A 25,467-nucleotide genomic window follows, 5' to 3' on the forward strand; every position below is an offset into this window, starting at 1 on the left:
CATCGACCTGCTGGCAGCAGGTCAGGAACAGGCTCAGATAATCTTATCGAGAGTAATAGGTAAGTCGCGCACCCGCTTGCCGGTGGCATGGAACACCGCATTACTGATCGCTGCCGCCACGCCCACGATACCCAGCTCACCCACGGCTTTACCGCCCATGGTGGTCGCCTCAAAATCGGGCTCGCCAACGTTAATGGTAGTAATGCTGGGGATGTCACCGTTAACCGGCACCAGATAGTCGGCCAGGTTGTTGTTGATCACCCGACCATTGCGCGGATCGATGATGCCCTCTTCCATCAGCGCCTGACCGACGCCCATGATCATGCCGCCAATCCACTGGCTGCGCGCCAGTTTAGGGTTGTAGAGACGACCGCTGTCGAGCGCCGCCACCATCCGTTTGACCCGGATAGTGCCGAAATCTTCATCGACCCGCACTTCCACAAACTGCGCGCTCCAGCTGTGGGCCGAGAATTTTTCAGGGCGGCTCATGTCATTAAGGTTGCGCACCATCTTGTCGCGCTCGCTCTGTGACAGATCGTCCGGGAAAGTGCCGCCTTTCACCGTCAGACTCTCCGCCGGTGCCAGGCTTGCCAGCCGGGCAAATGAGACCGCCATACCGCTGCGCAGATTATGCTGAACCCCGTCGCCTTTCAGCGTGAGCTGAGATGCCGGAGTGCCATTCAGTGGCGACTGTGGCAGCTCGCTGGCGAGTTTCAGCAGCTGGTCGCGCATTCGTCTGGCGGTATCGTTCACCGCCGCGGTCACGTTGCCCGCCAGCTGCGATCCACCTGCGACACCGGCACGCGGCAGCTCGGTATCACCCAGCTGAACCTCGATGGTGGTGGAGGCGACGCCAAGAATGTCGGCAGCGGTCTGCGCCAGGATGGTATAGGTCCCGGTGCCGATATCCGCACCGGCGCACTGCACCACAAATTTACCCTGTGGCGTCAGGATGATTTTTGCCTCAGCAGGCAGTTTGTTGACCGGATAGGTGCCAGAGGCCATGCCCCAGCCAATCAATTCACGCCCTTCGCGCATCGACCGCGGCGTCATAATGCGCTTATCCCAGCCAAAGGCCTCAGCCCCTTTCTGATAGGCTTCTTTCAGGCGACGCGAACTCCACGGCAGATCGAGCTGATAATCTTTGTCCGCCCAGTTGCGCAGACGCAGTTCCAGGGGATCGATATTCAGGGCATAGGCCATCTCGTCCATCGCCACTTCCAAGCCAAAGGCGCTGGGGTTTTCACCTGGCGCCCGCATCCAGCCTGGCGTCACGGTATTGATCGGCCTGACCTGATGCTGGGCGGAGACGTTGCCCACCGCATACATGCGGGCGGTGACTTTGCTGCAGTTCTCAGCAAATACATCGATTAATGAGGTTTCACTGAAGCTGCGCTGGATAATCGCCTGGATTTTGCCGTCACGCGAGGCACCCAGTTCCAGCTGCTGCGAGGTGGCGGGACGTCCGCCCAGACCAGTAAAGGTCTGCGGTCGGGTCAGCGACACTTTGATAGGACGCTTCAGCGCTCGTGATGCCACACTGGCCAGTGCGACGTGGGTGTAAGGCACCGGCTTGGACCCAAATCCCCCGCCGACATAGGGCGAAATAATCCGCACATTTTCAACGTCAATGCCCATCCACTCGGCGATTTCCACCTGCGCGCCTGCCACCCACTGACTCGGCTCCCAGACGGTCATGCGTCCATCCTGCCACTCAGCGACACAGGCGTGCGGTTCCATCGGCATGTTGTATTCGCGCGGCGTGGTATAGCGCTGGCTCAGACGCACCTCGGCCTGCTGCATCGCCGCCTGTGCATCGCCCATATCGATATCCTGTTTCGATACCGGTTTCGGTTCGACACCCTCATCGGTGGCAAAAATCAATGCAGGCGAGGTTTCATAGTCGATCTCCACCAGCGAGGCGGCATAAGTTGCCTGCTCAAACGTCTCTGCCACCACCAGACCGATGTTCTGGCCGTTGTGAATAATCACATCGTCCTGAATCGGGGTATAGGTTGACTGCGCCGCGCCGCCGTCTGCAATCGCGGTAGGTTTGTTGATCTTCAGGCTATTCAGATGGGTATAAACCGCCACCACTCCCGAGGCCTGCTGCGCCTTTTCCGTAGACATCCGGCTGATACGGCCGCTGGCAACAGTAGACTGGATCACCACGCCATAGAGCGGATTTCCCGGCTGATGTTCTACCGCATACCGCGCCTCACCGGTGACTTTTACTTTGCCGTCGCCCCGCGAGCGCCCGGCGCCCAGTCCCTCAATCGGATCGGTGGTTTCTGGTTCCGCCGTGGCAGTATCACTGGCACTGGCGCTTTGCATACTCAGCCCCAGGCTGCCCGCCGCTGAGATCGCCGCCGTCGCCTTCAGTAACTCCCGACGTGATTTGTCATTTACGTCACTCATGCGGTTTCTCCTGCTGCCATCAGCGCACGTGCAATCACACGCGGCGCCAGTTTTACTTTATAGGCGTTGTGGGTCAGCGCCTGCGTCTCCTGTGTAATCCGTTCTGCCGCCTGGAAGACCGTCTCTTCATTAAACGGCTGGCCCTCCAGCGCCTGCTCCACCGACCTGACCCGCCAGGGTTTGGTGGCGACGCCGCCCAGCGCAATATGCACCTGACGCATCACGCCGTTCTCCAGCGTGAAGCCTGCGGCCGCGCTGGCTGCAGCAAACTCATAAGAGCTGCGATCACGGACTTTAAGGTAGTGTGAGTGTCGCAGTGACTCGGTTTGCGGCACTTCAATGGCCACAATAATTTCGTCATCGCGCAGATCGTGCTCACGATCAGGTGTGTGACCCGGCAGCAGGAAGAAATCATCAATCGCGATGCGACGGGTTTCGCCCTGCTGATTCTGCAGGACCACGATGGCGTCAAACGCCACCAGCGCCACCGCCAGATCGCCGGGATAGACCGCGATGCAGCTGTCGCTGGCGCCCAGGATGGCATGATTGCTGTTAACGCCATCCAGTGCGGCGCAGCCGGAACCCGGATTGCGTTTGTTGCAGGCGGAAAAGGTCGCCGGATCGCGGTAATAGGCACAACGGGTACGCTGGCGTAAATTACCGCCCAGCGTGGCCATGTTACGAATCTGCGGTGACGCGGCCTGCCACAGGCTGCCGTAGATGGCTGGCGCGTTCTGCTGGCAGGCGGGATGATCCGCCAGGCTGCTCATGGTGACCAGCGCGCCGGCCGTGATCTTATCGTCGTCAAACTGCAGGTTTTTAAGCCCGGTCAATCCAGTGATGCCGATGAGCTGCGGCGGTGTGAAGACCCCGCACTTCATCAGATCGAGTTGTGTGGTGCCGCCTGCCAGAAACTGGCTGCCAGACTGCTGTTTCAGGGCTGCGGCTTCCTCAGGCGACTGCGCGACTTTCCAGCTGAATTCATTCATGCGGACTCCTTCGCCATCTCTGCTGCGGCCTGTTTAATCGCATCCACAATGTGCGGATATGCTCCACAACGGCAAAGGTTGCCGCTCATATACTCACGGATCTCATCTTCTGAACCCGCATGGCCCTCTTTGATGCAGGCGACGGCGGACATAATCTGACCCGGTGTACAGTAGCCGCACTGGAAGGCGTCATTCTCCACAAAGCAGCGCTGCACCGGGTGCAGCTCACCTTCGGTGGAAGCCAGCCCTTCAATGCTGGTCACTTCGGCGCCATCCGCCTGAGCCGCCAGCGTCAGGCAACTCAGCACCCGCTGGCCATTAATCAGTACCGTGCAGGCACCGCACTGCCCCTGATCGCACCCTTTTTTGGTGCCGGTCAGGTTAAGATGCTCACGCAGCGCATCAAGCAGGGTGACACGGGGATCGACCTGCATCTGCTGCGACTGACCATTAACCTGCATTGTTAGCGATATTTTTTCCGACATTGTCTGCTTCCCATTGTTGGGGGCCAAAAGATGTAATTTTTTATAGGTTTATTTCTGACGGGGTTCGAATCGGGGGAAAATCGTGATAACCCTAATCTTTACGCGCGTATCTCTGCTTTAAGGTTTAGCAGCTTTTTGGCAATTTTGCGGGGAAGCAGGGAAAAGTAAGTGTTATCTGAATGGCGGAGCGAGGTTGAATCGGGATAAATATGTGTTCATACAACGCTCATCTAAATGATTTTATTGATTTTATTGAAAAAAGCTTTTATAGCCGTCGTTCATAGGGTTTATCTGTCCGCCTCATTAATCCTGCCGCGAAATGTGTAACCCTGAAAGGCAATTTCGGGTCTGATAGCAGGTCGGGTAGCGAAGCCGCAGTTAACGTCGATAAATCGGCCTGTCCCGACCGGGATAACCGATCAAACAGGTCAGAGGGCCTATGCTGAAAGAAAATTTTAACGATCTGATCTATCTGGTGGTGGTAGCAGAAGAGCGCAGCTTCACCCGGGCAGCGGCGAAGCTGGGTGTGTCGCAGTCGGCACTGAGCCACGCGATTCGCGCTCTGGAAGAGCGTCTTAGCGTCCGGTTGCTGACGCGCACTACTCGCAGCGTTGCCCCGACAGAAGCCGGTGAACGGCTGATCACTACCCTCGCCCCGCTGTTCAGCGAGATTGAGTCTGAACTGGTCAATGTCACTGACAGTCAGGGTAAAATCTCCGGCAACATTCGTATCACCGCAGGCGAACATGCGCTCACCTCTACACTCTGGCCGCTGCTCAGGCCCTTTCTTCAGCAATACCCCGATGTCCATGTTGAAGTGTCGGTGGATAACAGTCTGACCGATATTGTCAGCGGCCGTTTCGATGCAGGCGTGCGACTGGGTGAGCAGGTCGAAAAGGATATGGTGGCGGTACGCATCGGGCCGGACTGGAATATGTGCGTGGTGGCAGCCAGCAGCTATTTTGATCAGCACGGCAGACCTGAGACTCCCTATGATTTACAGCATCATAACTGCATCAACCTGCGGCTGCCGACGCTGGGTGGCCTCTATAACTGGGAGTTTATGCGTGATGGCAAGGAGATCAGGGTCAAAACGCAGGGTCAGTTAATTTTTAATCATCTCGCGTCGCGCATTGATGCCGCACTGAGCGGGATGGGGATCTGCTATGTGCCGCAGGATAGCGTTGCGGAACACCTTAAAAGTGGCCGTCTGGTTCAGGTTTTGGCTGACTGGTGTGAGCCTTTTCCGGGTTATTATCTTTACTATCCCAGCCGCAGACAGCACACCAGCGCCTTTACACGTTTGATTGATGCGGTGCGCTATCGCGGTTGAGAGACAGCCGCGATAGCCAGTCAGCTGGCATTAAGCCGCTGGCGCTCCAGCTGCCGCGTTTTGCGACCTGAAATCACCATCGCCACAATAAATACCAGTGCAAACAGCACCACGATCGTGGGTGCTGGCGCGCTGTCGATAAAGAACGAGAGATAGACCCCACTCAGCGACACCAGCACCGACACCACGACCGCCACCAGCAGCGCATGTGAAAAGCGGCGGGTAAGCAGAACTGCGATAGCACCGGGCGCGATCAGCAGGGAAATCGACAGGATAATCCCTACTGCTTTCAGCGTCGCCACAATGGTCAGCGATACCATGCAGAGTAGACCGTAATGCAGCCAGCGTGCGGGTAAGCCAGAGACCTGTGCCTGCTGCGGATCAAAACTGAATAGCATAAAATCACGCCATTTCACCGCAATGACCCCAACGATCACCGCTGCGATAAGCGAGGTCTGAATTATGTCAGCGCCCGTAATGCCGAGCATGTCACCAAACAGAATGTGATCAAGATGCACCTCCGGCTTCACGGCGATATAGAGGATCAATCCCACCGCGAACATGCCGGAAAAGACGATTCCCAGCACCGTATCCTGCTTGATACGACTGTTGTCCTGCACAAATCCACTGGCAACGGCACAGAACAGACCTGCGACAAACGCACCCACCGCCAGCGGCAGCCCGGCCATCCAGGCGAGGACGATGCCGGGGAATACCGCATGGCTCATGGCATCGCCCATCAGCGCCCAGCCTTTCAGCACCAGAAAGACCGACAGCAGCGCACAGGGGATCGCCACCACCAGCGCAATCAGCAACGCACTGTTCATAAAAGCGAACTGGAAAGGTTCAAAGATCCACATCAGCCAGGCTCCTTTTCGGGACGATGGCGGCCACGACGCCGGTTAGCCAGCAAGCCATGTTTGGGCGCAAAGACAAACGCCAGCAGGAACAACAACGTCTGCGCCACCACGATGATGCCGCCCGTTGCGCCATCCAGGTAGTAACTCGCCCACGCACCGAGAAAACTGGTGATACTGCCAATCGCTACGGCAATCATCAGCAGACGCGGGAAGCGGTCGGTGAGCATCCAGGCCGTCGCGCCTGGCGTCACCACCAGACAGATCACCAGAAATGCACCGACGGTTTGCAGCGCCGCCACGGTTGAGACTGCCAGCAGGGTAAAGAAGAGGACTTTCAGTCGTTCAGGACGCAGTCCGATGGCGCGCGCGTGATTCTCATCAAAGAAGGTGACCATCAGATCCTTCCACTTAAACAGCAGAATGATGATCGACAGCCCGCCAATCAGCGCCAGCTGGAGTATATCCGCGGGCGCAATCGCCAGAATATTGCCGAGCACAATGGTCTGAATGTTTACCGCGGTCGGATTGAGCGACACCATAAACAGACCCAGACCAAAGAAGGAGGAGAAGATCAGGCCGATGATTGCATCTTCTTTTAAGCGGGTGCGCTGATTGAGTAACAGCATACTGCCCGCCGCCAGCCCACCAGAGAGAAACGCGCCCAGCGCAAAGGGCAGTCCCAGCATGTAAGCACCCGCTACGCCCGGCACGATGGAGTGCGACAGCGCATCGCCAATCAGCGACCAGCCTTTGAGCATCAGATAGCAGGAGAGAAACGCACACAGGCCGCCGACCATGGCGGAGACCCACATCGCGTTGAGCATGTAGTGATAACTAAAAGGCTCCAGTAACAGTTCCATGGTCAGTTTCCGTCTTCAGGTGCCGTACGTGGCGCAATAAAAGGCCGCTCATCGTCGGTGATAATCTGATCGTCCAGCCCTTTCACCATTACATGACGCAGCACCCCACTGAACGCGCGCTCAAGGTTGGCGGCGGTAAAGGTGGTGCGGGTCGGGCCGCTGGCCAGAATGGTGCCTTTAACCATAACCGTGTAATCGCAGAACTCCGTGACCGATCCCAGATTATGCGTTGAGACCAGCATGGTCTTGCCTTCATCGCGCAGCTCACCCAGCAGGCTGATGATTCTGGCCTCAGTCTGAACGTCCACGCCGGTAAACGGCTCATCCAGCAGGATAACGCTGCCCTGCTGGGCAATGGCGCGCGCCAGAAATACCCTTTTCTTCTGTCCGCCGGAGAGTTCACCGATTTGACGATGGCGGTAATCCAGCATATCGACCCGCGCCAGCGCATCACTGACAATCTGCTGGTCGTGCGGTTTCGGTCGACGCAGCAGGCCCATATGACCATAGCGACCCATCATTACCACATCTTCCACCAGCACCGGGAAAGACCAGTCCACCTCTTCCGACTGCGGCACATACGCGACCAGACTCTGACGCAGCGCCTGACGGGTTGGCATGCCGAGCACTGAGATGCTGCCGCTGGCGAGCCGGACAAAGCCCATCAGCGCTTTGAACAGGGTTGACTTGCCTGAGCCATTGACGCCCACCAGCGCCGCAATCGATCCGCCCGGCACGCTGAAGCTGGCATCATGCAACGCGGTGTGACCGTTGCGATAGGTCACGGTGACATCCGAAACAACGATGGTGTCTGTCATTGCGCTTTCTCTCCCGCTTTAATGCCCTGTGCCAGCGTCTCCGTGGTGACTCTGAGCAGATCCAGATAGGTCGGCACCGGTCCCTGAGCGTTGCTTAATGAGTCGACGTAAAGCACCCCACCGTAATGCGCACCCGTTTCCCGCGCGACCTGACGGGCTGGCTTATCCGACACGGTGCTTTCACTGAACACCGCCGGAATCGCATTTTTCTTCACCTGGTCGATCACTTTTCTCACCTGTTGCGGCGTGCCTTGCTGATCAGCATTTACAGGCCACAGGTAGAGTTCTTTCATGCCCAGGTCGCGAGCCAGATAGGAGAATGCGCCTTCGCTGGTCACCATCCAGCGTTTATCCTCCGGGATGTCGGCAATCTGCTGGCGAAGCGGATCCAGCGCTGCGGTGATTTTTTGTTTATAGCCAGCTGCGTTCTGACGATAGGTTTCCGCATGCGCCGGGTCATATTTCACCAGCGCATCACGGATATTATCGACATAGATCAGCGCATTGTCCGGAGACATCCAGGCGTGCGGATTCGGTTTACCGTTATAAGGCCCCTCGCCAATGCCGATCGGTTTTACCCCGGCAGAGACAATCACTTCCGGCACCCCATCCAGATGCTGATAAAAACGCTCAAACCAGCGTTCGAGATTAAGCCCGTTCGCCATGATTAACTGCGCACCCTGCGCACGTTTGATATCGCCGGGCGTCGGCTGATATTCGTGTATTTCAGCACCCGGTTTGGTAATGGAAGTGACTTCGGCCGCATCGCCCGCCACGTTTTTTACCATGTCAGCGATGACCGTAAACGTCGTCACTACCTTAAATTTTTCTGCTGCATAGCTGCTGGTCGCCATCAGGGTTGTCAGTAGCGCACTCAGTAGCATCATGGTTATTTTTCTTTTCGGGACCATAGGGCGATCTCCAGAGGTGATTAAAAACAGAACATAATTAGCATAGGCTATTTTTTATAGCACAGGCTATACCTTTGTAACAGCGAAGGGTTGTGAAGTTTCTTCAGCGTCCGGGCCCGAATGTGAAGTTTTGTAAGCGAATCGCTTTACTTGTTGATATATAGAAATTTAATTTCAATGATGGGAAGTTTATGGAAAGCGTGATGTATAGCTATAACCGGGTTTTACGCCTTTCTCATCTGTGGTTGAGTAAACCGCAGGAACGATAACAGGATTACAAAAAGCCCATCCTGGCTGTGCAATTGACCGAAAAGCGTTCTGACACCTGGCGGCACTCACATGACACGCATAGCAGACCGACAATTAAAATAATCTTATTGATAGGCTGAATTGATTAAGCTTCGTAAATTTTTTTGCTACAGTTAATGTTACTTACCGCAATCACCCAGGAGGATAATTTGTATTTTTCCAGCGACGAAAAAGCGAATGTCATCATTGGCGAAGCCGCAATGAACCTGTTTAATGCCGGTCAGGAAGTGAATGTTGAACTGCTGATTAATGAACTAAGGGTCATGGCTGACTCTGAAGTTAATGAGACTCGCCTTGAGCAGATGCAGCATGCGCTTCAATGGCTGATGGGGTTCAAAACCATCGGTTCCCGCAGCACCGCCCCGGCGAACTGGCTTGCCAAAACCACTGGCAAAGAGCCCGCTGCTCCTGTCTCTGCCGATGACATCTTCTTTAAACACTAATCCATGTGTGCCGTTCCTCTCCGGCCTTAATATTCAGGTCGGAGCGTCGGTGGGGTGTGAATGATACAAGAATCTGGTACAATTTTTACCTCGCTACAAACTCCTCGTAACACCCTGTTTTAAAAGCCTTAGCACTTTTTGCACAAAAAAATTAATCCCGAAAACCCAAAATTCTGTACAAGTTTTGCAAAGATGTATAACTTGCGCATCCAGAGTGCATACATTTAAATCACCTGAGGACAACAACATGCGTCAGAACGGACAAGCCCCGGAAACGATCAGCGATATTGCCCGTTACTTTAATCAGGCCAGCTCACCGTCGCAACAGGAGACGCTGGGTTCGGTTGTGGTGGAAATTCTGCGCGCAGGTCATAGCCTTAGTCGGAAAACGATTTGCAGTAAACTGCTGAGTCGCCTTGAACTGGCTGCCACGCCAGAAGAAGAGAGTCATCTGCATGAACTCATTGCGATGCTGTTTCGTCGCGAAGATTAATGCCCTCTCACGGTCGTGCATGTTAATCAGGACGCCTGTTTCAGCCATCACCCAGGAAGATCTATCCTAGCAATAAAGCCCAGTTCTGCTTCCCGTATCGGGTGCACTAAGTCGCACCCGCTGACGCATACGGACCCGCAGCATGGCCATTGATTCGCAATCAGAGAAGCCAGTATGTACAGAAGTGAAGATGAGAAACTGACAGATGTTATGATCGGCGAAGCCGTTCTGACATTACTCAAGTCAGACAAACCGGTATCCAGCAACGCCTTAATCGCACAGCTCGAACTGATGGCTGCTGATGCTGACGACGCCGTGAAAGTGTCAGTGATTCGCAAAGCCATCACTGAAGTCCGTAATGGTATGGTTGCCGTGCGCAAACGCGTGCAGGGCGACGGTGCCGAACGTGATAACACGGCTCATCGTATGAACAGTGATGGCCCGCCTGAAGGTTCGAAAAAGCACTGATTGAGCGTACTGCGTACCTGATACATGCGGCTAATTTTAAGCGAAGCGGCAGACCTGAACAGAATTTTTAAGGCGGGCTGGGCAAAACGAAAACTGCGCCTACACTCGTTTTTGACTTCAACCATTGCATCTGACCCATTTTCCTCAGAGAAAGAATAATCATGCAGCATTCATCATCAGATTCTTCAATCATTGACTACTTCCGTAGCGCAGGCGATCAGCTTGCTCCGGAAACTGAACTGCTGGGCGCAGTGATTCGTGACATTGTTGCTGATCAGGGACGTGTAACCAATAAAGCGATCATCCTCTATTTGATCGCTGAACTGGAATGCACTTCAGATGTTGTCAGGCTGGATGTGTTACGCAAAACGCTGGAAATCGTGGTTGGCCGCACGCCAGACGATACCGGCATCTGATACGCCATTCTGCGTTACCTCTGGTAACGCAGGATACTCTTCCCCCTCGCCCGCTTTTGTTTCCTTCCCTCACTTTCGCTGTATACCCGATATGCCACACAGAAATTATCCGATATAAAAATTCTTTTGCAGGTTAATGATGTAGCAGGGATTTGATCCCGACGATAACGCTTTTTTGCAATCATGCCAGATGATGATCATTCAGGCTTAATAAGACCTGCCAATGAAAAGGCGAACTTCTTTATCAGAAATTCGCCACCCCTAATGAATAATCAACAGAAAGATCTGACTGACATTTTTAATGCGGTCATCAACCGTCTCGCTGAATAAAAAACAAACGACTCACAAAAAATCCGTTTTAATGGCTGCCAGCAATATGCAATGCCTCTTATTCTCGCCGATGTCAAAGGTAGCAGGGCCGCTATCATGACACAGGCCGGGACAACGCCCGGCATCAGGCCTGGCAACCTTAATGCATCTTACGAGTGAAAAAGCTTATCGCTTCCTGACACAATGCTTTCAGCCTGCTGTCACGCGTCTCTTCGCTCAGGCGAAACAGCGCGTCCGTAATGTCGTGGAAATGAACCGGCTCTCCCGCCTTGATCAAATCACTGACTACCGCACCAACCAGCGCGCGGATTTCATTATCGTTGTCGTACTTCACACGACCTCCCGATGGTGTATGCATATACAGTCTATCATTAGCGGGAGCCAAAAAACAAAAAAGCCGTCAAGCGGGAAATATAAGCGAAGCGGCAAAAAGGTTATTAACTATACAACCTCAGAATATTATCTTGCTTTATTTTCACCCCATGCAGCCCTGAAGCTATAAATAGCCAAAACGTGGTAGCAACCGCTGTAATCTATTTATGCCCATGTATATTGAGAGTTGGATAGTTATATATCGCGGAAACAGACTTTTGGCTGAATGTGTTATAAACACTTTTTCGACTCACTGTTTTTTGCGATAACCTGCGCGGCAGGCTTCCCTGCCTGATATGTTCTGACCAGCCTGTGTTAAATGATCATCTGACAATGGCCAGCAGTATGATAAAACTATCGTCATCCTCTGGTGTCACGAGCAGCACATGGCTAAATTTACCCTGAAACAGATTGCTGCCCAGTCGGGACTCAGTCTGGCGACCATCGACCGGGCACTGCATCAGCGCGGCAACGTGCATGCCACAACCCAGCACCGAATCCAGCAGGCGATAGCGGACCTGGAACTGATGCAAAAAGCGGGACTCGCCAGGGGAAGAACGATCTATTTCGACGTCATCATGCATACACCTGACCGCTTTCAGCCACTGATACGTGAGGCGTTCAGCAGTCAGATTGCCAGTTTTACTGCCTTTAAACTTCAGCTGCGTTTCCACTTCGGCGCGAATTTGACTGCGGAGGCGATTAACGCGCTGCTGAATAAAAAAGCGTTGCATAGTCACGGCGTCATTCTTAAGGCAGCCTGTTCTGGTGAACTTCATCCCACCCTTGAATCACTGCTGAAACAACGCGTTCCGGTGGTCACCATGATGAGTGACCTGCCCGGCAGCGCGCGCCTGCGCTATATCGGCATGGATAATTTTGATGCCGGTAAAGTGGCGGCTTTTCTGATGTCAAAATGGCTGCGGGTGAGTCGTTCGCATATTGTGGCTGTGACCGGCAGTCACGATTTCATTGGCGAACAGGAGAGAATTCAGGGATTTCAGCGAGCAATGCAGGAGTTTGCGCCCCAGCATCAGGTGAGCGTGGTAGCAGGCGGTTATGGCATTGACGCCCGGATGCAGCAGTCGGTGACACAGTTCTTGCAGAGCCATCCGGATGCAGATGCGGTCTACACAGTCGGTGGCGGTAATCCCGGCATACTGCGCGCTTTTGCCGAACAAAAGCGGACGGTTAACGCTTTTATTGGTCACGATCTCGATCGTGAGAATCGTGCACTGCTGCAGGCCGGTAAAATTGATGCATTAATCGAGCATAATTTACAGCTTGATGCGCTGCACGCTTTCAGAACGCTGCTGGCGTTTCATGGATTTTTGCCCGCCTCAGAACCGCCCGCGCCCTACTCTAAAATCAACATCATCACCCGTTACAACATGACAGCCTGAAAAACTGTCAGGCAATTAATGAGCCCGGCTCATAACCGTTTGCCGACTGAGCGGGCTAATCACGCTCCGGCTTGCCGGTTACACTGTGCATGACACGTTAACAACAGGAGTGAGTAATGAAAATTATCGCCAACGGATCGCTGCCTTCGCGTAAGGGACCTGCTGAATATTTTACCGGCACGGTTCGGATTGATGCGCCATTCCAGGCAACCGAACCCGCCCGCGTGGGTGGCGCAACGGTGACTTTTGAACCGGGTGCCCGCACCGCATGGCATACCCATCCACTCGGGCAAACCCTGATCGTCACGCATGGCCAGGGCTGGATTCAGTGTGAGGGTGAAGCCATTCAGGTGATGAACACCGGTGATATCGTCTGGATCCCGGAAAACGTGAAGCACTGGCACGGTGCAACGCCGGATAACGCCATGACGCATATTGCTATCGCTGAGTCACTGAACGGCTCGCCGGTTGACTGGCTGGAGCAGGTCAGCGATCAGCAATATCAGCGCTAAATCAGACGTGCATTCTGTCGCTAAAGTCTGACGTGATCGATCAGCGCCCTCAGCTTGGGGGCCAGATTTTTGCGGCTTGGAAAATAGAGATAGAAGCCGGCAAAGGCAGGCAACCATGCATCGAGCAGGGTCACCAGTTCGCCACGTGCGATGTAAGGCTGGAAGGTTTCTTCCATGCCAAAGCTGATGCCGCCCCCGGCGCAGGCGGTGCGAATCATCACCCCCATGTCATTGGTGGTGAGTTGCGGATTGACGGCAACATCAAACTCGCGTCCCTGCTCTGCGAACTCCCAGCGATAAGGGGCCAGACCAGGCCCTTTTCGCCAGCCGATGCAGCGATGATTGACCAGATCCTGAGGATGTTGCGGCGTGCCTGCGCGAGCCAGATAGGCGGGTGACGCCACCGCCACCTGACGCTGCGCATTGGATACCGGCACCGCAATCATATCCTGAGCAATCACCTCCCCCAGCCGCACACCCGCGTCATAGCCCTGCCCGACAATATCAAACTCCTCATCGGTGACGGTGATATCCACCTCCACCTGCGGATAAGCGGTAATAAAGCTTGCCAGCAGTTCTCCCCCCAGCATCCGCTCAGCAATCGAGGAGATCGCCAGCCGCAGCTGGCCCCGAGGTTCCGCAGCCAGTTCGGCAATATCGGTCACGGCGCGATTGAGCTGGTTGATCGCCGGCGCCACTTCGGCATAGAGCCGCTGTCCGGCTTCTGTCAGCTGAACCGATCGTGTGGTGCGCTGCATCAGCGTGATGTTAAGCCGGTCTTCCAGACGCCGCAGACTCTGGCTGATCGCCGGACGCGTAACACCCAATTGTTCTGCGGCCAGCCGGAAATTTCGCGTCTGCGCCACAATCACAAAAACTTCGAGAGCATTTTTATCGGCATTCATTGGTCAGATTGAGTTACCAGTGCGTAAAGCGTTCGGTGGATTATCTTTATAATCCAGTCGCCGTATGATCGCCAGTGACAACCTGACTGGAGAAACAAAATGACTCAGAAAGTGATTTTAATTACCGGCGCCTCAAGCGGCATCGGTGCAGGCATTGCACGTGAACTGGCGAAAACAGATGCCATTCTGCTGCTGGGTGCGCGGCGGGAAAGCCGCCTGGCCGCGCTTGCTGAAGAGCTGCAGTTCAATGGTGCAGAGGTGGCGATCAAAGCGCTTGATGTTACGCGCCGCGAAGAGATGACGCAGTTTGTTGAGTATGCGCTGGAGAGATGGGGCCGGGTGGATGTAATGATCAATAACGCCGGTATTATGCCCTTGTCACCGATGGCGTCGCTGCGGGTGGAAGAGTGGGAACAGATGATCGACGTAAACATCAAAGGGGTGCTGTATGGCATTGCGTCAGTGTTGCCGACCATGCTGGCCCACCAGCGCGGTCACATCATCAACATCGCGTCGATAGGGGCGCTGGCCGTGTCGCCCACCGCAGCTGTCTACTGCGCCACTAAGTTTGCGGTGCGGGCGATTTCCGACGGATTACGGCAGGAGAACAGTCAGCTACGGGTGACCTGTGTCCATCCCGGTGTGGTTGAGAGCGAGCTGGCATCAACCATTACCGATCCGGCAGCCGCCGAGGCGATGCAGCACTATCGCGCTATCGCGTTGCAGCCGGACGCCATTGGTCGCGCCGTTCGCTATGCCATTGAACAGCCTGAAGAGGTGGATGTGAACGAAATCGTGGTGCGGCCAACCCGAACGCAGCAGTAAGCAACCCGCCCGATGCGCTGTGTGCATCGGGCGGGCGGTTTTACTGTCAGTAGAGGCTTCTGCGGGTACGCTGCACGGTGATGGCGATGGCCGTCAGTGCCACCAGCATCAGAAATATCCCCAGTCCAACCATGGCGTTAAAGCCATAGACTTTAAACAGCAGCAGACCGGCAATACAGCCGCTCAGGAATGAAAACACGGTAGTCAGATGGGTGTGCAGAACCTTCTGGAAAAAGCGACGATCGTCGGTTTCAAGATGCACGGCGTGGGACGTGTGGGCAAAGATCCACGACCCCAGCGCAATACCCGCATCGGTCAGCGTGCCGGTAATGTGGGTCGATCTGACGCGGCCATTGGAGAGCTGCGTCGAGGTCGCATTATGAATCCCCATTAAAAAGCCCAGCATTAATAGCACTTCCCCGTTAAAGCTTGGCCGGTAGAACACGATTTCAAAGATTGATGCCGCCGTCAGTGCCGCCCCTTCCGCCAGAATGATCAGACAGAATATGGTGCGTAACTTATGTCTGATCCCCACTACCACCGCCAGCCGGGCAACGGTACAACCCAGCACAAAGGCAATAATCAGTGCCATCAAAAACAGCATGGTATGGAGGTCGCTGGTGGTCACTTCCTGGGAGATTTGCGACGTGTTACCGGTCATATGCGATGGAAAAAATCCAAACGCGCCCAGCGCCATGGCATTAAGGATGCCGGCGGTGGTGGCAAGCACCAGCGCCAGCAGTCGATCTTCGGTATGCGAACGAACTTTCTTCTTTTTTATCAGCACAGGCTTCCCCACCTCAGGTGAATGCAAAACGTTCTTATAAGGCTTCCAGCATACAGCCTGATGGAAATTATTCCTGTCAGAACCAGATAACTCTGATGAAATAAGCCATTAATTTTGCTGATTTTTATAAAGCTGATTCAGTTTACTTTTAAAAGTGTCAACGACGCGATGATTCACCAGCAGGTGATCACCAGAGAGGCTGACGGTGAACTCAGTCAACGATGAAGAGTTGCGCGCCTGTGGACGTAAAGGAGCGATGTGGTTCAGCATCGTCCGCCACCTGATAGCTGACGCCCGGTGTCAGCACGAAACGGCGACCATCTGCCAGTTCAGTGTGCAACTCACCCGCCATGCACAGCAAAATATGGCCCTTTGTGCACCAGTGATCGGCGACATAGCCTGGTGAATAGTCGACCATCCGCACCCGGATATCGTTAAACTTCACGGTTCGCCAGGTCGCCTGCCCCTGGTCGCCGGGATGAATCGTCTCTTCAATCTGATCCCACTGGGTCAGGCCAAACGGCAGATTTTCAATTTTCATGCGATTCCCTCAAGGCTAAGTGCAGGATAAACGTCAGGCCAGAGCCTGGGTAACAGCCTCTTCCGCGTGGATAAGCGTGGTATCAAACAGTGGCACGCTGGCATCCGTGGCATCCACCAGCAGTGTGATTTCGGTGCAGCCCAGAATAATGGCCTCCGCGCCCTGCGCGACCAGCTGCTGCATGATCTCACCATAACGGCGACGCGACGCGGGATTGATCTCGCCCAGACAGAGTTCGTGGTAAATCACCTCATGCACAAAAATCCGATCCTCTCTATCCGGCGTGATCACCTCAAGACCAAACTGCTGCTGAAGTCGCCCGCGATAGAAATCCTGTTCCATGGTGAATCGCGTCGCCAGTAATCCGACCTTACGCACCCCGGCCTGCTGAATGCGCCGTCCGGTGGCGTCGGCGATATGCAGCAGCGGGATGCCCGTTGCGGCGCTGATTTGTGCTGCCACTTTATGCATGGTGTTGGTACAGAGTACGATGAACTGCGCGCCAGCCCGTTCCAGATTGCGTGCCGCTTCAGCCAGTATCTCTCCCGCCTGCTGCCACTCGCCCGCGGCCTGTAGCTGCTCAATGCGCTGAAAATCCACGCTATAGAGCACCAGCTCCGCCGAGTGCAGGCCGCCCAGCCGCTGTTTAACCTGCTGATTGAGAATACGGTAATAAAGCGCGGTAGACTCCCACGACATACCTCCTAACAGACCAATGACTTTCACAATGCACTCCGGGTTCAGGGGTTTTATTCCAGCATGCCAGATCGACATTGATCGGCAACGGCTTTGTTCAGTTGATACTGTTCTGAGGTCTGAAGCGTCGGGCAATCACCATCAACAGCACCACGCCAGCGCTCATGATCAGCCAGGCCTGGGTCATTGACGTGCCGCTATCACGCACCCAGCCTGCCAGCAGCGGCATCAGAGCCGCAATCAGATATCCGCCTCCCTGCACGCGTGACAGCAGAATGCCCGCCTCTCTGGCACTGCGCGCATGATCCAGCGTGACGATCAGCGACAGCGGAAAGAGCGCACCGATGCCCGTACCCAGTAACAGTGAAGAGAGTATCGGCATCGTGCCCGGGTAAAAGACCAGACTCAGCAGCCCCAGCAGCAACAGGGCCAGCACACCGAGCAGCAGCGGACGGCGATCGGGAAAGCGATGTAACGTCGCCGAGACAATGAATCCTGCCACCACTTCGGTTAACGTCAGCGCGGCGAGCAGATAGCCACTGTGGCGAGCACTCCAGCCCAGTTGAATATAGAATGGCGGCAGCCAGGCCAGCACTAACGTATAAGCACCCGTGCCAATGCCGAAAAAGAGCATCAGCAACAGGGTACGCCGCACAGGCAGCGTCGCTGCATCAGAGGCCACGCTCACCTGCGGCGATCGCCTGACTAAAGTCAGCCAGATCAGCAGTGTTACCAGCGTTAACCCGCCGGAAAGCGCCAGCGCGGGTTGCAGGCCCAGCCATGAAAACAGCGGGTCAGCACCGGCAGCAGTCAGTGCCGCGCCCGCCATAATGCCCGTGCTGAACAGCGCCATCAGCGTCGCCGCTGCCTCAGCAAAGCGTTGCCGGATCAGAGCGGGCATCAGCGCCTGTATCACGCCAATCCCTGCGCCCCCCGCCAGCGCGGTGAGCAGCAGTTGAGAGGGAGTAAGCGTAACCCCGCGCCACAGGCAGGCGACCGTCAGACAGAGCAAACCGGCGGCGATTCCCTTTACCGGCCCGATGCGGGCGATCAGCCACGGGCCAGAGAGTGCGGCCAGACCCATCATCGCCACTGGCAGCGTGGTCAGCAGACTGAACGTCATCGCCGACAGCCCGGCCTGCAGTTGCAACACCGGGAACAGCGGGCCGATAATCGCCAGCATAGGCCGCAGATTCAGCCCGATAAGAAAAGCGATCACGGCAAACAGAATGGGGAACAACACCTTATTTTTCATCATCGACGCCTTAACAGAGGATTGACGATGACAGCACCGGGCTGCCACCATTTATCTTAACGTTAAGATAAATTTCCCCCGGTGTTAAGAGGCTGCGCACAACCCGACAACATAACCACAATATTTAAAGGTGATTTATGCATGACCATATTGATTTCGTTGTCAGTCAGTGGGACGACGCGATGCCCGATCTCGACGCCTCTTCAATGCGGATCTTCGGCAGGGTGCTGCGTCTGATGAAACATCTGGCGAAAGCGCGCAGTCAGGCACTGGAGCCTTTTGGTTTTCAGGAGGGGGAATTTGATGTGCTGGCGACATTGCGACGGGCGGGATCGCCTTTTCGCCTGTCGCCCACCCAGCTCTACCAGGCGCTGCTGGTGACGTCCGGTGCGATGACAAATCGTCTGAACCGTCTGGAGCAGCAGCATCTGATTGAGCGTATTGCCGCGCCAGAGGATAAGCGCAGCATGCTGGTCGGGCTGACGCCCCACGGGCAGCAGCAGATTGAGCATGCACTCCGCGTCCATACCGCTACGCAGGAGGCGTTGCTGGCACCGCTTGGCGCTTCAGAGCGTGCCGAACTGGAAAGGTTGCTTAAAACGCTGCTGCTGGCGTGTCCAGGCGAAGCGACCGCCGCAGAATAGCGCCGTCAGCGCTGCAGTTCGGCCACTGTCATGGTGAAGATAACCGGCAGGTGATCGGCACTGGCATAGGCATGCGGCATATCGGTTCGCGCTACGGCTGCACAGCCCTGCTGCACCACCAGGGTCTGCTCACCCACCGTTAAGGCGAGCGTGCCCTGCTCGACATGCAACAGTTCGAGTGTGCCTGAGGAGTGACCGGCAGAACGGAAAGCTTCGCCCGCAAACATCTGCCAGCGCCAGAGCTCGATCATATCCGGCCCACGGGTTCCCGCCAGCAGCTGCGCATAACCGCCCTGCTCACCCTGCCACAGCCGGGGCATTTCGCTGTTCTCAATCAGCCAGGCGTCAGGCGCATGCGAAACGTTGACGATATCTGCCACCGAGACGCCCAACGCGGCAGCCACTTTACAGAGAATGGCGATGCTGGGATTGGCGGCACCCTTTTCGATCTCCACCAGCATGCCTTTACTGACGCCAGCCCGGCGTGATAACTCATCCAGCGAGAGTTTCTGACTTTTACGCCAGATTTTGATGCTGTCCGAAACAGCCTGATTGACACTGGCGACATCGGCACCCGCATCGGTCGTTATATTGACTTTTTTGGTCATCGGTCATTACTATGAAATAAATTAGTCACTGAGAGAGTATCCGATGTTATCTGTTCATCCGTCAATCGATCCCACTGTTTTCGCGCTCGCTCCCGGCTTTCGTGCCATGAGTATTGTGGTGGAAGCCACACCGATTACCCGACCAGACGTTGCCAGCGATGCACTGAAAAGCGCATGCCAGCAGGTGTTAAATGATGATGCGACGTGGGCAGACGCGCATCTCGCCGCCTGGGCTGAGGTATTTAAAGCCTTTGGTGCCAAAGCGAAACGTACACCCTGTTCGACAGAAGCATTGCGTAAGCGTGTGCTGCGGGATGGCGCATTGCCTGCCATCGATCCGGTTGTCGATCTCTATAACGCCATCAGCATTCGTTATGCGCTGCCGGTCGGAGGTGAAAATATCGCGGCCTATGCTGGCGAGCCACGCCTGGTGATAGCTGACGGCAGTGAACGTTTCGATACCGTTAAAGAGGGCGAGGTGGTTTATGAGTCGCCGGAACCGGGCGAAGTGATCTGGCGCGACGATCAGGGCGTGACCTGTCGCCGCTGGAACTGGCGTCAGGGTGTAAGAACCCGACTGGATGCCAGTGCGCAGCAGATGTGGTTCATTCTGGAAAGTCTGCCCGCTATGCCGCTCTCCGCGCTGCAACAGGCCAGCGACGATCTGGTTTCGGGATTACAGCAGATGATGCCGGGTGCGCAAATCAGTACGACGCTGATTGAAGCGCCAGCAAACTGAACATTGCCTCAACAGCGGCTGAACAAGGTTAACGGTGAGCGGAAACTGTGGCAGGATACGCGCCCTGCGTCTGGCCATACCCGGCTGACTTAACGGCACTCAACCGGTGACTAAAATGGCTAAAGTAAAATATATCCTGCCCCTGCTGCTGATCCTCGCCCTGACCGCCTGGTGGTTTATCCCACAGGACAGTGAGGAAGATAAGGCGTATTACGTCGCGGTGTTCTGCGCGATTGATCATGATAGTAAGCAGCCCCTCGACCGGCAGATGCAGAACGTCATTGAAGGCGGCAACTCTGATTATGCGCTGCAAAAAATCACTTATAAACCGGGGCTGGGCAGCAGCGTGATTGCTCGCTGGCAGCAACTGACACCTGATGAGCAACAGCGCGCCGTGCAGGATAACCTCGCCTGCCAGCAATTGCTGAAACGCTGATTTCTGACGGGCGTGTTCATATCGTTATTCATATGATTTCGCGCTGGTCATCATTATGGCCGCGCCCGTCCTGGCTTATCCCTACACATCTGAAATTAAAGTGTTTTTTGTCTACGACTAACAGGTAAGCGGGCTTATGAATCCCTGATAACCTGATGCCGGAAGAATATGGGCTGATGGCTGAGAATCCGGAAATCTCAAAAATTGAGTGAAACTAAAACGGGGATGCTGACAGTGGCACTTACGTCCATAAGCTTTCATTATGAAAAAGCCCGCATTAGCGGGCCCTGAGCGTCATTTCAGTATGTTGTATCTGTAGAGCAAATTTCCGAAATCCTGTTTCATGCTAACGAAAAGAAGAATCTGGATAGTATTGTCCACGAAATCGTACAGAACACGATACTCTCCTTCAACATCAAGACGTTCGCGTAACAAAAGCCCGCGCTCTGAAAGATAAGCATTGTAGCGATACCTTTCAGGATCCTGACTGATATTGTCGACTGAATCCATGAGTAGATTATCGACAAATGCAGCCGCTTGCTGCGCCCCAACTGTTCCGCTCTTATAGGACTCAATGTCCTTGAGACACTGTTCAGCCAGAGGCGCGATTACCAGCTGATATTGTTCTGACACTCAAAGCCTCTCTATTATTTTCTTGCGGCACGTAACCTTCCCAGAACGTCTTCAGGGGTCATGCCTTTGCCATCAGCGACTTCCTTTTTAGCTTGCAAGGCCAGCTTGAAAAGGGCGTTTATGTTTCTTTCCTGCTCGATCTCTCTAATCTCAGCCTGACGCTCAGCAGCAGTCTGGATGAAGAGTTCAGAGACGCCGTTTTTTGTTACGTATACTCCTCCTTCGAAGGCGGCAGCATTTCCGAGACTGTCTCTGGCAAGCTTCTGGGACATGGTTTGATTTGAGTTCATACATGATTTCCGATTAGACAGGACGGGTAAAATCAAAGGGATTGCCGGTAGAGCCATCCAGATTTCATCGTTGATTAAAAAACTTCACAGACCGTAAGATTTGAACTGCCCCTCTCTTTTCCGAGGGTCATAGGATGAATATAACCTACGAGTGAAATCGTGTACATATTTATCCACCCTATCCACGTTACTGAATCTGGATGGCAAGGCATCGTCCTGATAGGTTTAAAATCAGAAGGTAGTCATGCTATTCAATGTATTGTATATAGCACGCAACACAGGACCGGCGTTGATGTCTGAAATCGACTGAAATCGTCAAAGATCGCCTTAACCACCAGCAATCACCTCTTCTGCCTATTGCCGATTTGTTAACACAACCCGCTATCGACTCTCAGCCTGCTTTAATGCCAGTAGCCTGTATGGTATGAAATCACTTAAAAGAGGAAAATATGACGATGCCAGAACGCAAAAATTATCCGCAACTGGGCGAAGTAAAAGCGCCTTATGTCCACGCAGTAAAACATGGCGAAACGCTGTATGTCTCTGGGCTGACCGCTTTCGGTACGGCGGCTCAGCAGGGAGATATGGCTGAACAGGCAGAAGCCATTTTTAATCAACTCAGGGCGGTTGCCGCGGCTGAGCATACGTCGCTCGCATCGCTGCTGAAGGTCACGATATTCATCACCTCTTTCACAGAGATCACCGCGTTGCGGGAAGTGCTTTATCGCAACTACGGCGAGCATCTGCCGGCCAGCTCACTGGTACAGGTCAGCGGACTTTTCTCCACTGACCTGCGCATAGAGATTGAAGCCATTTTTGCCCTCTGAGTAGAAAACAGCGACATTCCCGATGCTAGAGCTGCAGATCCGCGGCGGCTGCGCCCCGCGCCAGATAACCGATGCGATAGACTTCCTGCTCGCCAGCGGGGCGCTGGTGTGAAGCTTTAACGTCTACTCCCTGCCAGCGGCTCACATCCCAGGCGCTGATCCCTGTTGTTACCGGCAGTGTCGTAAGGTCTGAATGCGGTGGAATCGTCCAGCGGTTCAGCGTTATAAAGCGGGCATCGGCCAGATCCGGCATGTGGGTCAGCCCCTCAAGCGCCAGCCAGCTTTCGATGATCGGCCAGCCAAAATCCCTGACCAGCGTCGCAAAGCCAGGACTTTGCAGGAAACGCTGCATACCACTCGCCTCCCGCCAGAAATAGAGCGGCGCATAACGGTTTTCATTCTGTCCGTCATCATCACGGCAGGTGTAGAGATACGCCTTGGCCACCAGCCCTGGAAAGCCATCAAGCCGGGCTCCGTTCAGACTGATGCGCTGTTCGATGATGCCCATGTCGTAGTCAGCGGGCAGGGTAAAACGGTAGTGCATGATAATCATAACGCCTCCTGTGCCAGCATCCGGCCGCCGCTAAAGCTCCACTCTTCGGTGCTGTTAAACTGAATGATGATCATCACGTCGTCAGGATCGATCGCCATCTCCGCCTGAAGCGTCGTACAGAGTGAATGATAAAACTGCTGCTTCTGTTGTCGGGTTCGCGGTCGGCCTGCTGTCACCTGAAACAGCACGAAATTATCGCTACGCCCGCCGCTGAGATAGTGACGATCAAATACCCGCTGTCCGGCGGGCAGCATCTCAATCACCTGAAAGCAATCATGCTCAGGAACGTCAAATTCCGCGACCAGCGCCTGCTGAAGCAGCGTGGAAATCTGATGCAGAGCCGCCTCGCTGTAGCCCTGACGCAGGGTAATTCGGGTAAAGGGCATCAGTGATTATCCTCCAGATAACCCAGCGCGGTGACGGCGGCGGGCCAGCCTGCGTAAAACGCCAGATGCGTGAAGCTCTCCACCAGCTCATCCTGCGTCAGTCCATTTTGCCGGGCGAAATCGATGTGCCACGGCAGCTGCTGGACCCGCCCCAGCGCGGTTAACGTTGCCAGCGTCAGCAGGCTGCGTTCACGCGGTGACAGCAGTTCGCGCTGCCAGATATCGCCAAACAGCACCTGCTGTGTCAGTTCGGCCAGTTTTGGCGCGCGCTGCGCCAGTGTTTCCCGATCAAGCGATTTTTTCATTGCACACTCCTCAGTGGTGAGACAGAGTGTCACTCAGGCCTTCAATCCTGAAAATCAAATTAATCAGCTCTTACCATCCATAAATACAGGACAATAATGAATAAGGTACCGGAGTCCCTCGATATGGATGCGCTACGCAGTTTCGTCGCGGGCATTGATGCCGGCAGCTTTGCCCTGGCGGCACAGCATCTGTGTCGGTCTGCCTCGGCCGTCAGTGCGCAGCTTAAGAAACTTGAGCAGCAATGCGGCACGGCGCTGGTGATGAAAAAAGGGCGTCATGTGCAGCTGACCCGCAGCGGTGAACAGCTGATGAGTTACGCCAGACGCCTGCTGTCGCTGAACGATGAGACATTGCGGGCAGTGAAAGGCGAAGCGTTACAGGGCGAAATACGCATCGGGATGCAGGAGGATTTTGGCGAGGCATTGATGCCGGCCATTCTCGGCGCGTTCAACCGGCAGCATCCGGATGTGATGCTGACCGCACGCGTCGACAGAAATCTGCCGCTGCTTACGGCACTGGCCCGTCATGAGCTGGACCTGGCACTGCTGTGGCAGGCAGAGCAGCAGGCTGGCACGCAGTTAATTGGTCAGTGTCCGTTAGCCTGGATACAGCATCCGGCGTTTGATCTGGCGGGATATCTGCAGCGCGGCGAGCCGCTGCCGCTGGTGGCATTCGATGCGCCGTGTGTCATGCGATCGCGCGCCATCGAGGCGCTGGATAAGGCAGGTATTCCGTGGCGGGTAGTGTTCACCAGCCACAGTCTTAGCGGGATCTGGGCGGCATTACAGGCCGGGCTGGGCATCACCCTGCGCACCCGCGCAGGGTTGCCGGAGACGCTGGTGATTGAATCACACCGGCTGCCAATGCCCGGCTATCTGGGTATCGCGCTCGCCCGCTCAGATCAGGGTAACGATCCGGCGCGAGCACTCTTGCAGCATCTGATCACGCAAGCCGCCCTGCCCTTTATTCAGCGCTGACTGCTGTCTGAAATGCCCGCTGAACCAGAGACGAACAGTATTCTGCTGAGATGTCGCGGTCGCCGAACAGAATATGAAACATCACCGGCGCCACGACCACATCGATGATGCGATCAACGTCAAAGCCTGATTCGCCGCGTGCCTCGGCCCGACTTTTCAGTGTTTCAAGATGCTGATAGGTAAACCCACAGCATTTCTGGCTCGCCGCTTCAGCCTGACTTCCTATCACATCAGCCAGAAGCTCACGACCGACTTTGGACGACATCTCTTCAGCATACTGCTGGATGAACGCGGTAAGATCGCCGGCCGTCGATCCGGTATCTTCCGGTTCTGCAATGGGCCGCATCCGTGCCACGGCCACATCCGCCAGCAACTGGGACAGATCGCCCCAGCGCCGATAGATCGTGGAAGGTGTCACACCTGCCTGTTCGGCGATCATCGGCACTGTAATAGCTGAACGATCAAGCGTTTCAAGCAAGCGGTTAACGGTGTTATGCACTTCCGCCTGAATACGTGCGCTGCGCCCACCCTGCCGAATCATCTCCCTCGCCATCTCTTTCTCCCGCTTTTATCAGCCTGAACGTCATGGTTAAAGCAACGAAGTTGCATTAACAGATACCGGCAGTGTACCGCATCTCA

At 55.0% G+C, this 25,467-nt stretch carries 33 protein-coding genes; 13 read left to right on the forward strand and 20 right to left on the reverse strand.

Going from position 1 to position 25,467, the window contains the following annotated elements; translation table 11 throughout:
* Nucleotides 1-33: 33 nt before the first annotated feature.
* Genes OK409_RS20995 through OK409_RS21005 form a run of 3 tightly spaced genes read right to left on the reverse strand, consistent with a single transcriptional unit; the run spans nucleotide 34 to nucleotide 3,892 of the window.
* Nucleotides 34-2,418, reverse strand: coding sequence for a xanthine dehydrogenase family protein molybdopterin-binding subunit (locus tag OK409_RS20995; protein ID WP_264367474.1), 2,385 nt, complete (start codon nucleotides 2,416-2,418; stop codon nucleotides 34-36).
* Entirely contained in the window at nucleotides 2,415-3,407 is a 993-nt protein-coding gene (locus OK409_RS21000; RefSeq protein ID WP_264367475.1) for an FAD binding domain-containing protein, read from the reverse strand. The genes OK409_RS20995 and OK409_RS21000 overlap by 4 nt, the downstream gene beginning before the upstream one ends.
* Entirely contained in the window at nucleotides 3,404-3,892 is a 489-nt protein-coding gene (locus OK409_RS21005; RefSeq protein ID WP_264367476.1) for a (2Fe-2S)-binding protein, read from the reverse strand. The genes OK409_RS21000 and OK409_RS21005 overlap by 4 nt, the downstream gene beginning before the upstream one ends.
* A gap of 439 nt (nucleotides 3,893-4,331) precedes the next feature.
* On the opposite strand from OK409_RS21005, the gene OK409_RS21010 reads away from it, so the two are divergent.
* The gene (locus OK409_RS21010) at nucleotides 4,332-5,225 is read left to right on the forward strand and encodes a LysR family transcriptional regulator (protein WP_010246903.1); all 894 of its coding nucleotides are present in this window, start codon (nucleotides 4,332-4,334) and stop codon (nucleotides 5,223-5,225) included.
* Between the two features lie 20 nt (nucleotides 5,226-5,245).
* Here the strand turns inward: OK409_RS21010 and OK409_RS21015 are convergent, their stop codons facing one another.
* The 4 genes from OK409_RS21015 to OK409_RS21030 are packed head-to-tail and all read right to left on the reverse strand — an operon-like array spanning nucleotide 5,246 to nucleotide 8,650.
* Nucleotides 5,246-6,085, reverse strand: coding sequence for a metal ABC transporter permease (locus OK409_RS21015; protein ID WP_022624541.1), 840 nt, complete (start codon nucleotides 6,083-6,085; stop codon nucleotides 5,246-5,248).
* Nucleotides 6,085-6,945 carry an iron/manganese ABC transporter permease subunit SitC gene (gene sitC, locus OK409_RS21020; RefSeq protein ID WP_264367477.1) on the reverse strand — a complete coding sequence of 287 codons (861 nt, stop codon included), beginning with the start codon at nucleotides 6,943-6,945 and terminating at the stop codon, nucleotides 6,085-6,087. The genes OK409_RS21015 and sitC overlap by 1 nt, the downstream gene beginning before the upstream one ends.
* Before the next feature lie 2 nt (nucleotides 6,946-6,947).
* Nucleotides 6,948-7,763: a manganese/iron ABC transporter ATP-binding protein gene (locus OK409_RS21025; RefSeq protein ID WP_033760777.1), complete on the reverse strand. Its 816-nt coding sequence runs from the start codon at nucleotides 7,761-7,763 to the stop codon at nucleotides 6,948-6,950.
* On the reverse strand, nucleotides 7,760-8,650 hold the full coding sequence (locus tag OK409_RS21030; RefSeq protein WP_371006286.1) for a metal ABC transporter substrate-binding protein: 891 nt from the start codon (nucleotides 8,648-8,650) through the stop codon (nucleotides 7,760-7,762). The genes OK409_RS21025 and OK409_RS21030 overlap by 4 nt, the downstream gene beginning before the upstream one ends.
* Before the next feature lie 482 nt (nucleotides 8,651-9,132).
* Between OK409_RS21030 and OK409_RS21035 the strand changes: the two genes are divergently transcribed.
* The 4 genes from OK409_RS21035 to OK409_RS21050 all read left to right on the forward strand — a co-directional run bounded on the left by OK409_RS21035 (nucleotide 9,133) and on the right by OK409_RS21050 (nucleotide 10,803).
* Nucleotides 9,133-9,426 carry a hypothetical protein gene (locus OK409_RS21035; RefSeq protein ID WP_010670559.1) on the forward strand — a complete coding sequence of 98 codons (294 nt, stop codon included), beginning with the start codon at nucleotides 9,133-9,135 and terminating at the stop codon, nucleotides 9,424-9,426.
* Between the two features lie 247 nt (nucleotides 9,427-9,673).
* On the forward strand, nucleotides 9,674-9,919 hold the full coding sequence (gene ycgZ / locus OK409_RS21040; protein WP_010246891.1) for a regulatory protein YcgZ: 246 nt from the start codon (nucleotides 9,674-9,676) through the stop codon (nucleotides 9,917-9,919).
* A 174-nt stretch (nucleotides 9,920-10,093) separates the two neighbouring features.
* Nucleotides 10,094-10,387 (forward strand): hypothetical protein, encoded by a 294-nt coding sequence (locus OK409_RS21045; RefSeq protein WP_264367478.1) that lies wholly within the window; start codon nucleotides 10,094-10,096, stop codon nucleotides 10,385-10,387.
* Between the two features lie 161 nt (nucleotides 10,388-10,548).
* Nucleotides 10,549-10,803, forward strand: a complete 255-nt coding sequence (locus tag OK409_RS21050; protein ID WP_010246887.1) for a biofilm/acid-resistance regulator YmgB/AriR — start codon at nucleotides 10,549-10,551, stop codon at nucleotides 10,801-10,803.
* A 469-nt stretch (nucleotides 10,804-11,272) separates the two neighbouring features.
* Here the strand turns inward: OK409_RS21050 and OK409_RS21055 are convergent, their stop codons facing one another.
* Nucleotides 11,273-11,467, reverse strand: coding sequence for a hypothetical protein (locus tag OK409_RS21055; RefSeq protein WP_010246886.1), 195 nt, complete (start codon nucleotides 11,465-11,467; stop codon nucleotides 11,273-11,275).
* Between the two features lie 424 nt (nucleotides 11,468-11,891).
* On the opposite strand from OK409_RS21055, the gene OK409_RS21060 reads away from it, so the two are divergent.
* Nucleotides 11,892-12,908 (forward strand): substrate-binding domain-containing protein, encoded by a 1,017-nt coding sequence (locus OK409_RS21060; RefSeq protein WP_033768778.1) that lies wholly within the window; start codon nucleotides 11,892-11,894, stop codon nucleotides 12,906-12,908.
* Between the two features lie 116 nt (nucleotides 12,909-13,024).
* Nucleotides 13,025-13,420 carry a cupin domain-containing protein gene (locus tag OK409_RS21065; RefSeq protein ID WP_010246880.1) on the forward strand — a complete coding sequence of 132 codons (396 nt, stop codon included), beginning with the start codon at nucleotides 13,025-13,027 and terminating at the stop codon, nucleotides 13,418-13,420.
* A 20-nt stretch (nucleotides 13,421-13,440) separates the two neighbouring features.
* On the opposite strand, the gene OK409_RS21070 is transcribed toward OK409_RS21065, so the two are convergent.
* A complete protein-coding gene (locus tag OK409_RS21070) occupies nucleotides 13,441-14,325 on the reverse strand; it encodes a LysR family transcriptional regulator (RefSeq protein WP_010246879.1) in 885 nt (294 codons plus the stop codon).
* Nucleotides 14,326-14,424: 99 nt separating this feature from the next.
* Between OK409_RS21070 and OK409_RS21075 the strand changes: the two genes are divergently transcribed.
* Nucleotides 14,425-15,150, forward strand: a complete 726-nt coding sequence (locus OK409_RS21075; protein ID WP_031591123.1) for an SDR family oxidoreductase — start codon at nucleotides 14,425-14,427, stop codon at nucleotides 15,148-15,150.
* Nucleotides 15,151-15,196: 46 nt separating this feature from the next.
* Here OK409_RS21075 and OK409_RS21080 read toward each other — a convergent pair whose 3' ends face one another.
* From OK409_RS21080 to OK409_RS21095, 4 genes are all read right to left on the reverse strand, one after another.
* Entirely contained in the window at nucleotides 15,197-15,937 is a 741-nt protein-coding gene (locus tag OK409_RS21080) for a YoaK family protein (RefSeq protein WP_029519590.1), read from the reverse strand.
* A 211-nt stretch (nucleotides 15,938-16,148) separates the two neighbouring features.
* On the reverse strand, nucleotides 16,149-16,478 hold the full coding sequence (locus tag OK409_RS21085) for a DHCW motif cupin fold protein (RefSeq protein ID WP_010670565.1): 330 nt from the start codon (nucleotides 16,476-16,478) through the stop codon (nucleotides 16,149-16,151).
* 33 nt (nucleotides 16,479-16,511) lie between these two features.
* On the reverse strand, nucleotides 16,512-17,204 hold the full coding sequence (locus OK409_RS21090) for an aspartate/glutamate racemase family protein (RefSeq protein ID WP_033760791.1): 693 nt from the start codon (nucleotides 17,202-17,204) through the stop codon (nucleotides 16,512-16,514).
* A gap of 67 nt (nucleotides 17,205-17,271) precedes the next feature.
* Nucleotides 17,272-18,429, reverse strand: a complete 1,158-nt coding sequence (locus OK409_RS21095) for an MFS transporter (RefSeq protein WP_033768766.1) — start codon at nucleotides 18,427-18,429, stop codon at nucleotides 17,272-17,274.
* Between the two features lie 137 nt (nucleotides 18,430-18,566).
* On the opposite strand from OK409_RS21095, the gene OK409_RS21100 reads away from it, so the two are divergent.
* Nucleotides 18,567-19,073, forward strand: coding sequence for a MarR family winged helix-turn-helix transcriptional regulator (locus OK409_RS21100; RefSeq protein ID WP_022624551.1), 507 nt, complete (start codon nucleotides 18,567-18,569; stop codon nucleotides 19,071-19,073).
* A gap of 5 nt (nucleotides 19,074-19,078) precedes the next feature.
* Here OK409_RS21100 and OK409_RS21105 read toward each other — a convergent pair whose 3' ends face one another.
* A complete protein-coding gene (locus tag OK409_RS21105; protein WP_264367479.1) occupies nucleotides 19,079-19,681 on the reverse strand; it encodes a helix-turn-helix domain-containing protein in 603 nt (200 codons plus the stop codon).
* A gap of 43 nt (nucleotides 19,682-19,724) precedes the next feature.
* Here OK409_RS21105 and OK409_RS21110 point away from each other — a divergent pair, with 43 nt between their 5' ends.
* Nucleotides 19,725-20,420, forward strand: a complete 696-nt coding sequence (locus tag OK409_RS21110; RefSeq protein ID WP_264367480.1) for a B3/4 domain-containing protein — start codon at nucleotides 19,725-19,727, stop codon at nucleotides 20,418-20,420.
* Between the two features lie 115 nt (nucleotides 20,421-20,535).
* Nucleotides 20,536-20,856, forward strand: coding sequence for a hypothetical protein (locus tag OK409_RS21115; RefSeq protein WP_010670571.1), 321 nt, complete (start codon nucleotides 20,536-20,538; stop codon nucleotides 20,854-20,856).
* A gap of 294 nt (nucleotides 20,857-21,150) precedes the next feature.
* Here OK409_RS21115 and OK409_RS21120 read toward each other — a convergent pair whose 3' ends face one another.
* Together OK409_RS21120 and OK409_RS21125 are read right to left on the reverse strand one after the other, a co-directional pair.
* On the reverse strand, nucleotides 21,151-21,489 hold the full coding sequence (locus OK409_RS21120; protein WP_010246865.1) for a type II toxin-antitoxin system RelE/ParE family toxin: 339 nt from the start codon (nucleotides 21,487-21,489) through the stop codon (nucleotides 21,151-21,153).
* Nucleotides 21,490-21,503: 14 nt separating this feature from the next.
* On the reverse strand, nucleotides 21,504-21,779 hold the full coding sequence (locus OK409_RS21125) for a hypothetical protein (RefSeq protein WP_010246864.1): 276 nt from the start codon (nucleotides 21,777-21,779) through the stop codon (nucleotides 21,504-21,506).
* A 449-nt stretch (nucleotides 21,780-22,228) separates the two neighbouring features.
* Here OK409_RS21125 and OK409_RS21130 point away from each other — a divergent pair, with 449 nt between their 5' ends.
* Nucleotides 22,229-22,606 (forward strand): RidA family protein, encoded by a 378-nt coding sequence (locus tag OK409_RS21130; RefSeq protein WP_264367481.1) that lies wholly within the window; start codon nucleotides 22,229-22,231, stop codon nucleotides 22,604-22,606.
* 25 nt (nucleotides 22,607-22,631) lie between these two features.
* On the opposite strand, the gene OK409_RS21135 is transcribed toward OK409_RS21130, so the two are convergent.
* From OK409_RS21135 to OK409_RS21145, 3 genes are read right to left on the reverse strand one after another with little or no spacing between them, the layout of a single operon-like run.
* A complete protein-coding gene (locus OK409_RS21135) occupies nucleotides 22,632-23,159 on the reverse strand; it encodes a DUF4865 family protein (protein ID WP_264367482.1) in 528 nt (175 codons plus the stop codon).
* Nucleotides 23,156-23,545 carry a tautomerase family protein gene (locus OK409_RS21140; protein ID WP_045139977.1) on the reverse strand — a complete coding sequence of 130 codons (390 nt, stop codon included), beginning with the start codon at nucleotides 23,543-23,545 and terminating at the stop codon, nucleotides 23,156-23,158. Before OK409_RS21140 ends, OK409_RS21135 begins: the two co-directional genes overlap by 4 nt.
* Nucleotides 23,545-23,850 carry a carboxymuconolactone decarboxylase family protein gene (locus OK409_RS21145; RefSeq protein WP_010246860.1) on the reverse strand — a complete coding sequence of 102 codons (306 nt, stop codon included), beginning with the start codon at nucleotides 23,848-23,850 and terminating at the stop codon, nucleotides 23,545-23,547. The genes OK409_RS21140 and OK409_RS21145 overlap by 1 nt, the downstream gene beginning before the upstream one ends.
* Before the next feature lie 96 nt (nucleotides 23,851-23,946).
* Here OK409_RS21145 and OK409_RS21150 point away from each other — a divergent pair, with 96 nt between their 5' ends.
* Complete coding sequence (locus OK409_RS21150) at nucleotides 23,947-24,828, forward strand: LysR substrate-binding domain-containing protein (protein WP_264367483.1); 882 nt, start codon at nucleotides 23,947-23,949, stop codon at nucleotides 24,826-24,828.
* Here the strand turns inward: OK409_RS21150 and OK409_RS21155 are convergent.
* Nucleotides 24,815-25,381 carry a TetR/AcrR family transcriptional regulator gene (locus OK409_RS21155; RefSeq protein ID WP_033779949.1) on the reverse strand — a complete coding sequence of 189 codons (567 nt, stop codon included), beginning with the start codon at nucleotides 25,379-25,381 and terminating at the stop codon, nucleotides 24,815-24,817. The genes OK409_RS21150 and OK409_RS21155 overlap by 14 nt on opposite strands.
* Nucleotides 25,382-25,467: the final 86 nt, after the last annotated feature.

Source organism: Pantoea sp. RG18 (genome assembly GCF_025910075.1).
GTDB classification, from domain to species: domain Bacteria; phylum Pseudomonadota; class Gammaproteobacteria; order Enterobacterales; family Enterobacteriaceae; genus Pantoea; species Pantoea agglomerans.